A 13,090-nucleotide genomic window follows, 5' to 3' on the forward strand; every position below is an offset into this window, starting at 1 on the left:
CCCTCAATAAGTGAAGGTTTAACATCTTGGAGGTACAAAAGTGGAGAGTAATCCTTTAACACATATAGAAGAAATTGACATAGAGACATTCAGGAAAGACCTGCTCGATTGGTTTACCGCTGAGCAGAGAGAGCTTCCCTGGAGAGAAGACAGCAATCCCTATAAGGTCTGGGTATCTGAAATCATGCTTCAGCAGACCAGAGTGGATACCGTAATCCCTTATTTTCTTAATTTTATCAATAAGTTCCCTACAATTGAAGCACTTGCCTCGGCAGATGAAGAAGAAGTGCTGAAAGCCTGGGAAGGGCTTGGCTATTATTCCCGGGCCAGGAATCTCCAATCGGCTGTTAAAGAGGTGCGCGACACCTATGGAGGTGTAGTGCCTTCGGAACCCAAGGAAATCTCAAAGTTAAAAGGGGTCGGACCATATACCGCAGGGGCGATTTTAAGTATTGCCTACGGAATACCGGAGCCGGCTGTAGATGGAAATGTCATGCGGGTACTGTCGCGGATCCTGACGATCTGGGAAGATATAGCCAAGCCTTCATCCAGAAAAGTATTTGAAGAAGCAGTACGGAAACTCATATCACATGAAAATCCATCTTATTTTAACCAGGCATTGATGGAACTGGGTGCCCTGATCTGCACCCCGACTTCGCCCAAATGTCTGTTATGCCCTGTCAGGGAACATTGCGGGGCATTCCATGAAGGGCACCAGAATACGCTGCCTATTAAAACGAAAAAGAAGAGTGTTAAAAAGCTGGCGATGGGAGCCGTAGTGTTACGGACGGAAGAAGGAAAACTCCTTATCCATAAGCGCTCATCAAAAGGGCTGCTTGCCAACCTATGGGAATTTCCGAACTTTGAACTTGATTCATTTGGTTCCCAAAGGAAACAGTTGGAAGAGTATCTGCAGATGGAATATAATGTAGAGGCAAATATCGACAACGGTCTTTTGACGAAAATTGAGCATGTTTTTTCCCACTTAGTATGGAATATCGATGTGTATGTCGGACATGTCAAAGACAGCAGCGGCATTTCAGAGAAATTAAGACTTGTTGATGAGGAAGAGCTGGCTCAATTTGCCTTTCCTGTTTCGCACCAGAAAATCTGGAAAAGCTATAAAGAGAGCTGCCTTGCAGAATGATGTCAAGGCAGCTTCATTTTATCAATCATAAGTAACTTTGGTCCCGTGGCTGGCGTCAGCTTCATTCCGTTTAAGGCCGCCGCGGCTTTCTATTTCCTCAACGATCTCCCTATGGATTGTCTGCCCTTCGGCATTCAGATAGGGAACCATTTGTTGAAGGGAGTGGTGAAAAAAAGCCAGCTCACTCTTGTCCCATTCCGTTTTCGGTACCATCGATAGCTCTGTCATATCTCTGCCAACATACATACTGAGTATCCTCCTTCGCATAATTGGTTATAGTTTCTCTGTAAACATTATTGATTATGCCACCAAAGGCCAAAATGAAAATTATCAGGAAAGAGGTAATGTTAAATGACAAATAAAGTAGCACTAGTAACAGGGAGCAGCCGGGGAGTCGGCAAGGCACTGGCTTTAAGGCTTGCCGAAGCAGGCTATGACATTGTTGTAAACTATGCAAGAAGCAAAAAAGCTGCATTGGAGACTGCAGAAGAAATTGAGAAGCTCGGCAGGAAAGCTCTGATCGTCAGAGCGAATGTCGGTGACGTTGAAAAAATTAAAGGGATGTTCCAGACAATCAAAGAAGAATTTGGCAGGCTGGATGTATTCATCAACAATGCGGCCTCAGGCGTGTTAAGGCCAGCGATGGAACTGGAAGAGTCCCACTGGGATTGGACGATGAATATCAACAGCAAAGCCCTTTTGTTCTGTGCACAGGAAGCTGCCAAATTAATGGATAAGGAAACAGGAGGCAAAATTGTCAGCATCAGCTCTTTAGGATCCATCCGTTATCTGGATAACTATACGACTGTCGGCGTATCGAAAGCGGCTGTGGAGGCATTGACCCGTTACTTGGCTGTGGAACTTTCAAAAGAAAATATCGTGGTCAACGCGGTTTCAGGCGGAGCGATCGATACAGATGCCCTGACTCATTTCCCTAACCGGGAAGAATTGCTGGAAGATGCGCGTACCAAAACGCCGGCCGGCAGAATGGTGGAAATCGAAGACCTGGTGAATGCTGTTATGTTCCTTGTATCCGATGACGCATCTATGATCCGCGGCCAGACAATCATTGTAGATGGCGGCCGCTCATTATTGGTTTAAAGCGGGTTCAAAAAGGCTTCAAAAAAACCGACTTTTTATAAACTTTTTTGGAATAGTAATTCTCCTCCTTGGTTAAATTAACATTCGTGGAGGTGATTACAATGGCAAAACGCAACCAAACTCAATCTGGTACTAACGTACAACACGTTAAACAACAAAACGCTCAATCTCAAGGACAAGCTGGCCAATACGGTGCTGAGTTTGCTTCTGAGACAGACGTTCAAGAAGTAAGAAATCAAAACGCTCAATCTCAAGCTAACAAAGGCAAAAACCAACGCTAATTAGTTTGAGGAAGCACCCTGCTGGGAACAGGGTGCTTTTTTGTGTTTTGAAAAGGATGGTAGACAGCAAAAAGTCGTCTAAAGCCCTTCTAGAGACCCGAAGAGAGTGGATCGTGAGGGAAAAAGTCGTCTAAAGTGCTTCTAGAGACCCGAAGAGAGTGGATCGTGAGGGGAAAAAGTCGTTTAAAGCCCTTCTAGAGTCACCAAGAAAGTCGGTAAGAAGTACGGGCGGCATCTAAAGACTTATAAGTTTCTAGAAATTTCGTTGTATTGAGCAAAAAAATACCCGCCGACAAACAAACCCTTTAAGCGACATAACTAGTCAAAGGGATTTACATAAAGACAGGGAATCTAATTAAGGAGAACTACTGAGAAAGCGGGTGTTTGTGTTGTCTCAATTTAACAAGCTTATTACGGATCAGTTGAAAACCATGGATAAACTCCTTTTTCTTCAATCAGAAATAGAGCGCTGCCAAGAAATCGAAAAGGAGCTCGCTGAATTACAGCAGCAATCCAAGCTCGATTCAATCACAAAAGAAATCACCACAATGAAAGAAGAGTTAAAGGAGATTCAGCAAATCTTTCAGGATCAAACAAATGAAGTCATCCAAATATATTCGGAAGAAAAAGTCTTACTTTGACGAATTTCACCCCCAAAGAAAGAGCCATTGCCAAAAACAATGGCTCTTTTGTTTTAAAATTATTCTCAAAACGTTATAATAATAGAATAGACTTAAGAGATTAGCGGAATATTCTGCAGGAAGGCAGGGGAGACTGATGGCGGTTCCCAGTGAAGGGCAACCAATACAAATACATAGCTATAAGCACGATGGCAAGATCCATCGTGTATGGAACGAACTGACAGTATTAAAAGGAACGAGAAATCTTGTTATCGGGGGAAACGACCGGACGATGGTAACCGAATCGGACGGAAGAACATGGATTACCCGTGAACCAGCCATCTGTTATTTTCATGCAGAGCTTTGGTTTAATATCATTTGCATGATTCGGGAAGATGGAATTTATTATTATTGTAATCTGAGTTCACCTTTTGTTTATGATCATGAAGCACTGAAATATATAGATTATGACCTGGATATTAAAGTGTTTCCAGATATGACCTATACTCTGCTTGATGAGGACGAGTATGAGCAGCACAGAAAACAGATGGGATATCCGGATGTCATTGACCATATTTTAAAAAGGAATGTGGACAAGCTTGTTCGCTGGATCAGGCAGCGGAAAGGTCCATTCGCTCCGGATTTCATTGATGTCTGGTATGAAAGGTTTCTTTATCACAGAAAATAAGAAAGCTTCATTGGCCGGTTAAATATTCTGAATGCTGCAGGAAACCTGTTGGGCTTGAATCAACAGGTTTTTTATTGTTCTCAAAGGGAAAAATACCGGGAGGAGGATGAATGGATGGATAGCATAAAACGCTTTATGCAGTTTGTACGGCCATACAAATTGCAGATAATCGGAACACTATTAATCGGAATCATTAAGTTTGCCATACCTTTGCTGATTCCAATCTTAATTCAATATGTCATAGATGATATCGTCGGAAGCGATACTCTATCAAGCGGGGAGAAGACGGATAAGCTTTTAATGATCATGGGTGTCATGATCTTTATCTTCGTCATTGTCCGTCCGCCAGTGGAATATTACAGACAATATTTCGCTCAATGGACAGGCAGCAAGATACTTTATGATTTGAGGGATAAGCTGTTCAGCCATACTCAAAAGCTGAGCTTTAAATATTATTCCAATACAAGAGCCGGAGAGGTCATTTCACGGGTGATCAATGATGTCGAACAGACGAAGAATTTTGTAATTACAGGCTTGATGAACCTGTGGCTTGATGTCGCGACAATCATCATTGCTCTCGGGATTATGTTTACATACGATGTAGGGTTGACGCTGGTGTCGCTGATCGCCTTTCCGTTTTACGCCATTTCAGTGAAGTATTTTTTCGGCAATCTGCGCAAACTTACCAGGGACCGGTCGCAGGCTCTTGCAGAAGTGCAAAGCTACCTTCACGAGAGGGTGCAGGGCATGTCCGTAATCAAAAGCTTTGCTATGGAAGATCATGAACAAAATCAATTCAGGGGACATAACAGCCATTTCCTGGATAAAGCTTTAATACAAACGAGCTGGAATGCAAAGGCATTTGCCGTCGTTAACACGATTACGGATATCGCACCGCTGATCGTCATCGGGTATGCAGGGCTGCAGGTAATCAACGGAAATCTCACTATAGGTGTCATGGCGGCATTCATTGCTTATGTCGATCGACTCTACAATCCACTTAGAAGGCTTGTCAACTCTTCGACTACGCTGACTCAGTCCATCGCTTCCATGGACAGGGTATTTGAATTCATGGATGAAAAATATGATGTCGATGATGAGCCTGGGGCGGTTGAATGTAAAAATGTTAAAGGGGAAATAATCTTTGACGGTGTACATTTTCAGTACAATGCTGAGGATGAAGAAGTACTGCGTGACATCAATTTAAAGATCCCGGCTGGAGAAACAGTTGCCCTCGTCGGGATGAGCGGAGGCGGAAAGTCTTCACTTGTCAGCCTCATTCCCCGGTTCTATGATGTCACACGCGGGAAAATCACTCTTGATGGAAAAAACATTAAGGACTACCAGGTGAGAAGTCTCCGCAATAATATCGGAATGGTTCTTCAGGATAATATCTTGTTCAGTGAATCCGTTAAGGAGAATATCTTGTTTGGAAACCCGGAAGCATCTGATGAAGAGGTCATTGCTGCAGCCAAAGCTGCCAATGCACATGACTTTATCATGAGCCTGCCGGAGGGCTACGATACCAAAGTAGGTGAACGCGGGGTTAAACTTTCCGGAGGTCAGAAGCAGAGGGTTGCCATCGCGAGGGTATTCCTTAAGAATCCGCCGATCCTTATCCTGGATGAAGCGACTTCTGCCTTGGACTTGGAAAGTGAACACCTTATCCAGGAAGCAATGGAGAAACTGGCAAAGGACCGGACTACCTTTATTGTAGCTCACAGGCTGTCCACCATTACGCATGCGGACCGTATCATTCATATTGAATACGGGGAAGTTGCGGAGATGGGCACCCATTCTGAGTTGATGGAAAAACAGGGACACTACCATAAGCTGTTCCAGGTTCAGCAGCTCGACCAATAGTACGTAAGAATCATGGTAATCCTTTTGAACTAAATTAAATTCTTTTTCAAATTGGAAAAAAAGATAGAGAGCCCTTTGAAAAAATCTCTTTATAAAGGTATTAAAGGAGTTGAATCAATATCGATTCAACTTCTTTTTTTATGGTTTCATGCCGAAATTTCGCATGTTTTGTCTAAAAATCTTTGGCTGCCATCACCCGTCTGAAAAAGTATTCGTTGTATTTAAAAAAACACCCGTAAATCAAGGGTTTGGTTCTAGGAGGAAATTCCCATAGAATGTCATTCTATCTACTAATTGGATATTTCCTATTGATTCTTTTGAGCGGCTATGTATAATAAGAACAAGAGAATTCAGAAATGTTATAAAATTTTAAATAGTCTTACCTAGGGGGTTATAGAATTGTCAGCAAATACTCCTATTTTAAAAGTGGAAGAGCTTCAAACCACCTTTTTTACAGATGACGGAGAAGTTCCGGCGGTAGATCAAGTTAATTTCCATGTGAATGAAGGGGAAATATTGGGGATTGTCGGCGAATCCGGCTGCGGGAAAAGTGTTACATCCCTTTCCATTATGGGATTGGTACCTAGTCCGCCGGGAAAAGTGACAGGCGGAAAAATCCTGTTCAGGGATGAAGATTTAACAAAAGCTACTGAAAAAAGAATGAGAGAGATTCGGGGAAATGATATAGCCATGATCTTTCAGGAGCCAATGACATCATTAAATCCTGTTTTTACGATTGGCAATCAGTTGACCGAAGCAATCCGGATACATAAAAAGAGCAGCAAAGCAGAGGCGAGGAAGGATGCAGTCCGAATCATGCAGCTTGTAGGCCTGCCAAGAGCTGAAGAATTACTGGATGAGTATCCTCATCAGCTGTCAGGGGGAATGAGGCAGAGGGTCATGATTGCCATGGCCATGGCATGCGATCCGAAGGTATTGATTGCCGATGAACCGACAACCGCATTGGATGTGACAATCCAAGCGCAAATCCTGAAATTGATGAAGCAGTTGAATAAAGAAATGAACACAGCTGTAATCCTCATCACACATGACCTGGGTGTAGTCGCTGAAACGTGTGAAAGGCTGATCGTAATGTACTCAGGAAAAGTCGTAGAGGAAGGGACTGTTGAAGATATTTTCAACGATCCGCAGCATCCGTATACAAAGGGACTTATCCAGTCAGTCCCGGACATGCGGTATAAAAAGCAAAAGCTTTACTCAATTCCGGGAAGTGTCCCGAAGCCAGGCTCCATCAAGCATGGATGCCGGTTTGCGGCTCGGTGTGAATATGCTTTCGACCGCTGCCTAAGTGAAACTCCTGAGCTTTATGAGACGGCACCAGGCCATACAAGCAGATGTTTTTTATATGACAGCAAGGAGGAGAGGGCTCATGACAGAACCGCTGTTAAAGGTTGAAGGACTTAAAAAGCATTTTCCCATTACAGGCGGAATCCTCGGACGGCCAGTCAACCATGTGAAAGCAGTTGACGGCGTTTCGTTTCAGGTGAAAAAAGGGGAGACTCTTGGAATCGTCGGGGAAAGCGGCTGCGGAAAGTCGACAACCGGAAGAATGTTAATGAGACTGATAGATCCTTCTGAAGGCAAGGTTACTTTTGAAGATAAAGAGCTTACAAGTCTATCAAAGGCGGAAATGAGGAAAATCCGCAGGGATATCCAGATGGTCTTTCAGGATCCCTATGCTTCACTGAATCCAAGACATACTGTTGAAAAAATCCTGGAAGAGCCGCTCATTGTCCATGGGATCGGATCGGCTAAGGAAAGGAAGAAGAAAGTCCATGAACTGCTTGAAATTGTCGGCTTGAGCAGCTATCACGCAAAAAGGTATCCTCACCAGTTCAGCGGCGGCCAAAGGCAGAGAATAGGAATTGCAAGGGCCTTGATGACCCAGCCGAAGCTGATCATTGCCGATGAGCCGGTTTCGGCATTGGATGTTTCGATTCAAGCCCAGGTCCTTAACTTGATGAAGGAGCTGCAGGAAGAGTTTGATCTCACCTATATATTTATCGCTCATGATTTAGGGGTGGTCAGGCATATAAGTGATAGAGTGGGTGTCATGTATTTAGGAAGAATGGTAGAGCTGAGTGAAAGTGAAAATCTCTATGAGAAGCCGCTTCACCCATACACCCAGGCTCTATTGTCAGCTGTGCCGATACCTGACCCGGCATTTGAAAGGGAAACCATCCTTTTGCAAGGGGATATCCCGAGTCCTTCAAATCCGCCGGCAGGCTGCGCTTTCCATACAAGATGTCCGCATGCAATGGATATTTGTAAAAGCAAGACACCTGAATTCCAGGAACATTTACCAGGGCATTATGTTGCTTGTCATCTTTACGAAGACAACAAGTGACGTAAGCATATAAAAAAATTTTTTGGAGGGGATTTATTTGAAGAAAAGGAGCTGGGCAGTACTTTTAGTACTTCTTATGGCAGTTTCTACCGCTCTTTACGGCTGCGGAGGTGATGAGTCATCTGGTGACTCTGCTTCCAAAACGTTGATTTTTGGACGCGGCGGTGACTCAGTCGGACTGGATCCGATCACTGTCACTGATGGGGAGTCATTCAAAGTAACAAAAAACATTTTTGAAACTCTTGTGAAATTCGGAGAGCAGGACACAGAGATCAACCCTGGCCTTGCAAAAGAATGGGAAGTCTCTGAAGATGGCCTTACTTACACATTCACACTTCAGGATGGAGTCAAATTCCAAGACGGAACAGACTTTAATGCTGATGCTGTAGTGTTCAACTTCGAGCGCTGGATGAATGGTACTGCTGATGAATTCCCATACTATGGATCCATGTTTGGCGGATTCAAAGCGGATGAAGGACATGTAATCAAAGAAGTTAAGGCTGTCGATGAGGGAACAGTACAATTCACATTGAAACGCCCTCAAGCACCTTTCTTGAAGAACCTTGCAATGAGCCCGTTCTCGATTGCCAGCCCTGAAGCTGTCGAAAAGCTTGGTGACAAGTTTGCGAAACAGCCTACAGATGCCGGTACAGGTCCATTCAAATTTGTTGAGTGGAAAGAAAATGACAAAATCGTCCTTGAGAAAAATGAAGACTATTGGCAAGAAGACCTGCCAAAACTTGATCAAATCATCTTCAAATCTATTCCTGAAAACTCTGCACGTTTGAATGCACTAATTTCAGGTGAAATTGATTTGGCAGATGGTATCAACCCAAGTGACGCTGAAAAGGTCACTTCTGAAGAAGGACTGCAATTATTTGAACGTCCATCATTAAACGTAGGTTACTTAGGGTTAACTTCCACAAGGGAACCATTCAACAACCCTAAAGTGCGCCAGGCACTTAACCATGCTGTAAACAAACAGGCCATCATCGATGCTTTCTTCGAAGGTAAAGCTGATCCGGCCAAGAACCCGATGCCGCCGGTAATCAACGGATACAACGATGATATTGAACCGTATGAATTTGACCTTGATAAAGCAAAAGAACTTCTTGCGGAAGCAGGATACCCTGATGGATTTGAAATGGAACTGTGGGCAATGCCTGTTCCTCGTCCGTACATGCCTGATGGTCAAAAAGTGGCAGAAGCAATCCAGGCAGACTTTGCAAAGATTGGTGTAAAAGCAGAAATCGTATCATTTGAGTGGGCAACATACCTGGATAAAGCAAGCAAAGGTGAAGCGGATGCATTCCTTCTTGGCTGGACAGGGGATAACGGTGATGCCGATAACTTCCTTTACACTCTTCTTGATAAGGACAATATCGGAAGCAACAACTACTCTTATTACAGCAGCGACGAGCTACATGAAGTTCTGATCGAAGCACAGTCCGAGGTAGACGAAGACAAACGTGCAGAGCTTTATAAACAGGCTCAGGAAATCATCCATGAAGACGCTCCTTGGGTACCTTTAGCGCACTCTACTCCGCTATTGGCTGGAAGCTCGAAAATCAAGAATTTCAAACCGCATCCAACTGGATCTGACTTGTTGAGCGGCGTAGAAATCGAATAAGCAATAACAAAAGGGGGGATTTCTCAGATTTCTCCCTTTTGTACATATTGGATGGGTTTGCCGGATTAGATGGGATGAAAACCATCACGGTCATCAAACCCACATCAAGTATGGGGCAGCAGGAAAAAGATCCTTACTAAAAGAGGTGACCAACAATGTTTCAATATACGATTCGCAGATTATTGCAGCTTATCCCTGTACTATTAGGAATGACGTTTATCGTTTTCATGATTATCAGGGCAATCCCTGGGGATCCTGCTCAAACCATTCTTGGACAGCAGGCGACCAAGGAAGCTGTGTCAGCATTAAGAGCACAGCTTGGATTGGACAATCCATGGTATGTGCAGTACTTCGAATACTTAGCCGGCCTTTTCCAAGGTGATTTGGGTGAATCCATCAGAACCAAATCTGCGGTTGCCAGTGAAATCTGGCCATACCTTGCAGCTACTTTCGAATTGGCTATAGTAGCGATCATTATAGCAGTAGTCATAGGTGTGAATGCAGGAATCATCAGTGCGTGGTTCCAGAATTCATGGTTTGATTATACAGCGATGATCCTGGCCTTGATTGGTGTTTCTGTGCCGATTTTCTGGCTTGGCTTGATGGGGCAGTGGATTTTCGGCATTCAATTGGACATCCTGCCTACAACGGGCCGGGAGAATATCCGGAATCCAGTCGATGCCATTACAAACCTATATATCCTTGATACGCTGATTCAAGGGGAATTCAATAAGCTGGGTGCCGTCATACAGCATTTAATCCTTCCAGGATTAGCGCTCGCGACAATCCCTATGGCAATCATTGCAAGGATGACACGTTCAAGCATGCTGGAAGTGATGAGATCGGATTACATCCGTACAGCAAGAGCAAAAGGATTAAAGATGTTCCTTGTTGTTTATAAGCATTCCTTGAAGAATGCGGTCATCCCTGTATTGACGGTTATCGGTCTGCAGATGGGGCTTTTGCTTGGCGGAGCGATATTGACGGAAACCATCTTCGGGTGGCCGGGAATCGGCAGGTATATCTATGATGCTATCAGTTATCGGGATTATCCAGTTATCCAGTCCGGAATCCTGGTTGTAGCGACCATCTTTGTAACGATCAATCTCATTGTCGATCTTCTGTACGCAGCAGTCGATCCGCGAATCAAATACAATTAAAGAGAGGTGTCCGATATGGCAGAACTGGCACCAAACACAGGTGAAATAAAACAAAAAGCAGCAGAAGAAACGATATCTCCGTGGAAAGAAGCATGGAAAAGCTTTCGTAAAAATAAAACAGCTCTGGTAGGGCTCTCGATTGTTCTATTCTTTGTCCTTCTTGCCCTGACAGGCCCGCTTATCGCCCCCCAGGGGATTAATGAGCAGAATATGGATATCAGGCTTCAGGCTCCTTCAGCTGATCACTGGCTGGGGACAGATGACTTTGGCCGTGATATCTTATCACGAATCATTCATGGCGCAAGAATCTCACTCTCGGTAGGATTTTTCGCAGTGGTTGGTTCAGCTGTAGTGGGAAGTTTATTGGGCATTGTGGCGGGATATTACGGCAGATGGGTCGATACCATCATCTCAAGGATCTTTGATATTTTGCTCGCGTTCCCTAGTATCCTTCTGGCAATCGCGGTAGTGGCTGCATTGGGGCCGTCACTAAGAAATGCCCTGATTGCCATCGCCATTATCAATGTACCTAACTTTGGACGCCTGATAAGATCACGGGTTCTCAGTGTTAAACAAGAAGAATATGTAATGGCGGCAAAGGCGATTGGGATGAGTGATATGCGGATTCTATTCAGCCATGTCCTTCCAAACAGTATGGCACCCATTATCGTCCAGGGAACATTGGCGATTGCTACAGCCATCATTGAAGCAGCAGCACTTGGATTCCTTGGACTCGGTGCGCAGGCTCCAGATCCTGAATGGGGGAAAATGCTGTCAGATGCCCGCCAATATATGCTCGATGCACCTTGGACTATGATCTTTCCGGGATTGGCCATCATGTTAACAGTATTAGGGTTCAATCTCATGGGTGACGGCCTGAGGGATGCTCTTGATCCAAAAATGAAGAACTAAAAAAGGATGCCCAAAGAGGCATCCTTTTTGTTATCTTTCTTCCACTTCTTTGACGGTTACTTCGTTTTCATCCTTGTGATAGGATTGGAAGCTTGTAATGAGTGTATCCAGATGCTCAAGCTGTTCATCGTATTCAAAGATGGCAGAGAAGATATGCAGAATGTGGAATGTATTGATGTCACTTTCATTGTAGGACTTATTAATCTCCTCCATAAAGTGGTTCATCATTTCTTTTCTGTTTAAACAAACCGTATTGGTGTATTCACTGTCGGTGACAGTATGCATCTTTCCAATGAAGCGGAGAAGCTGCTGTTCATGATAGGTCAACAGACAGTCGAGCTGTTCTGTTATCAAGCTCCTCATTTGTTCAGGAAGATGATTGATTTCGTTCTCATAACGGTTCAGGCGTTTAAGAATTTCGAAACTCCTCCTGGCAGCAGAAATCATTTGCCTGTAGATCACGAGCTTTCTGCTTTTTGCCACGTCACTGCTTTTTAAATAATTCCGTTCTTCCTTATATAAAAGGTAGAGCTGTTCACTCTTCGTCAATCTTTCTCTGATTTTCTCAAAATCTTTCTTTAATAGATGGAACTCAGATGAATGTCTGTTGCTCAAGCGAATCCATTTTAAAATTTCTTCAGTGATGTCTTCAATCTTATGGTACAGCTTAGTTTCATATTTCGGCGGAATGAAAATCAAGTTGACGACGAAAGAAGCGAACACGCCTGTCATAATAGTGGAAAACCTGATCAAAGAGAACTGGATGAAGTCATCTTGAGGTGCTTCCATTATCGCTATCAGGGTAACAAGAGCGAGTCCAATCGTGTTTTCAATCTTTAGTTTTAAAATGATCAGAATGGCAATAATGGCAGCCAGTCCGATGACCAATATATTATGGCCAAATAAGAGTACAAGCAGAACAGCCAGAATAGCGCCGATCAGATTGGCCTGAATCTGTTCAATAATTGTAAGATAAGAGCGGTAAATGGTCGGCTGTACAGCAAAAACTGCAGCAATCCCGGCGAAAACCGGATTTGGGAAGTTGAGCAAGTCTGCTGCCAGCAGGGCAAGTACAATTGCAATCCCGGTCTTAAAAATACGGGCACCTAACTTCATTGTATGAATATCCTTTCCATAGTACTTATTTTGGCTGATTCCTGTTGTTCGTAAATGACTATATTGTAGATTTAACACAAAGGGAGAATGCTAAACAATTTTTCCTTTGGCATAGACCTTATTTTACTGATAAGGCTGGCAAAAGGGAATAGGAAATTTCACCGGTCATACACAAGAAAAAAGGCTGAGCTGGACTATTATCCA

At 43.8% G+C, this 13,090-nt stretch carries 13 protein-coding genes; 11 read left to right on the forward strand and 2 right to left on the reverse strand.

The genetic code is table 11. The features are described 5' to 3' along the window. Positions 1-40: 40 nt before the first annotated feature. The gene (gene mutY / locus ACOJQI_RS05015; RefSeq protein WP_421383937.1) at positions 41-1,147 is read left to right on the forward strand and encodes an A/G-specific adenine glycosylase; all 1,107 of its coding nucleotides are present in this window, start codon (positions 41-43) and stop codon (positions 1,145-1,147) included. A 21-nt stretch (positions 1,148-1,168) separates the two neighbouring features. Here mutY and ACOJQI_RS05020 read toward each other — a convergent pair whose 3' ends face one another. Beyond that, positions 1,169-1,393 (reverse strand): hypothetical protein, encoded by a 225-nt coding sequence (locus ACOJQI_RS05020; RefSeq protein WP_421383938.1) that lies wholly within the window; start codon positions 1,391-1,393, stop codon positions 1,169-1,171. Positions 1,394-1,498: 105 nt separating this feature from the next. Between ACOJQI_RS05020 and fabL the strand changes: the two genes are divergently transcribed. The 10 genes from fabL (at position 1,499) to nikC (ending at position 11,770) form a co-directional block, all read left to right on the forward strand. Next, on the forward strand, positions 1,499-2,248 hold the full coding sequence (gene fabL / locus ACOJQI_RS05025; protein ID WP_421383939.1) for an enoyl-[acyl-carrier-protein] reductase FabL: 750 nt from the start codon (positions 1,499-1,501) through the stop codon (positions 2,246-2,248). 101 nt (positions 2,249-2,349) lie between these two features. Continuing rightward, positions 2,350-2,529, forward strand: coding sequence for a gamma-type small acid-soluble spore protein (locus ACOJQI_RS05030; RefSeq protein WP_421383940.1), 180 nt, complete (start codon positions 2,350-2,352; stop codon positions 2,527-2,529). Positions 2,530-2,918: 389 nt separating this feature from the next. Continuing rightward, positions 2,919-3,170 (forward strand): YgaB family protein, encoded by a 252-nt coding sequence (locus ACOJQI_RS05035; RefSeq protein ID WP_421383941.1) that lies wholly within the window; start codon positions 2,919-2,921, stop codon positions 3,168-3,170. A 136-nt stretch (positions 3,171-3,306) separates the two neighbouring features. Then, on the forward strand, positions 3,307-3,837 hold the full coding sequence (locus ACOJQI_RS05040; protein WP_113929686.1) for a nucleoside tri-diphosphate phosphatase: 531 nt from the start codon (positions 3,307-3,309) through the stop codon (positions 3,835-3,837). A gap of 114 nt (positions 3,838-3,951) precedes the next feature. Beyond that, complete coding sequence (locus ACOJQI_RS05045) at positions 3,952-5,700, forward strand: ABC transporter ATP-binding protein (RefSeq protein WP_421383942.1); 1,749 nt, start codon at positions 3,952-3,954, stop codon at positions 5,698-5,700. A gap of 399 nt (positions 5,701-6,099) precedes the next feature. After that, on the forward strand, positions 6,100-7,116 hold the full coding sequence (locus ACOJQI_RS05050; RefSeq protein WP_421383943.1) for an ABC transporter ATP-binding protein: 1,017 nt from the start codon (positions 6,100-6,102) through the stop codon (positions 7,114-7,116). Beyond that, positions 7,091-8,068 carry an ABC transporter ATP-binding protein gene (locus ACOJQI_RS05055; RefSeq protein ID WP_421383944.1) on the forward strand — a complete coding sequence of 326 codons (978 nt, stop codon included), beginning with the start codon at positions 7,091-7,093 and terminating at the stop codon, positions 8,066-8,068. Before ACOJQI_RS05050 ends, ACOJQI_RS05055 begins: the two co-directional genes overlap by 26 nt. Before the next feature lie 76 nt (positions 8,069-8,144). Next, positions 8,145-9,698 (forward strand): ABC transporter substrate-binding protein, encoded by a 1,554-nt coding sequence (locus ACOJQI_RS05060; RefSeq protein ID WP_421385396.1) that lies wholly within the window; start codon positions 8,145-8,147, stop codon positions 9,696-9,698. Between the two features lie 155 nt (positions 9,699-9,853). Further along, positions 9,854-10,858 (forward strand): ABC transporter permease, encoded by a 1,005-nt coding sequence (locus tag ACOJQI_RS05065; RefSeq protein ID WP_421383945.1) that lies wholly within the window; start codon positions 9,854-9,856, stop codon positions 10,856-10,858. Positions 10,859-10,873: 15 nt separating this feature from the next. Then, positions 10,874-11,770, forward strand: a complete 897-nt coding sequence (gene nikC / locus ACOJQI_RS05070; RefSeq protein WP_421383946.1) for a nickel transporter permease — start codon at positions 10,874-10,876, stop codon at positions 11,768-11,770. A gap of 30 nt (positions 11,771-11,800) precedes the next feature. On the opposite strand, the gene ACOJQI_RS05075 is transcribed toward nikC, so the two are convergent. Then, positions 11,801-12,886, reverse strand: coding sequence for an FUSC family protein (locus tag ACOJQI_RS05075; protein WP_421383947.1), 1,086 nt, complete (start codon positions 12,884-12,886; stop codon positions 11,801-11,803). Positions 12,887-13,090 lie beyond the last annotated feature (204 nt).

Origin of the sequence: Bacillus salacetis (assembly GCF_049177075.1) — a bacterium.
Classification (GTDB): domain Bacteria; phylum Bacillota; class Bacilli; order Bacillales; family Bacillaceae_B; genus Rossellomorea; species Rossellomorea salacetis_A.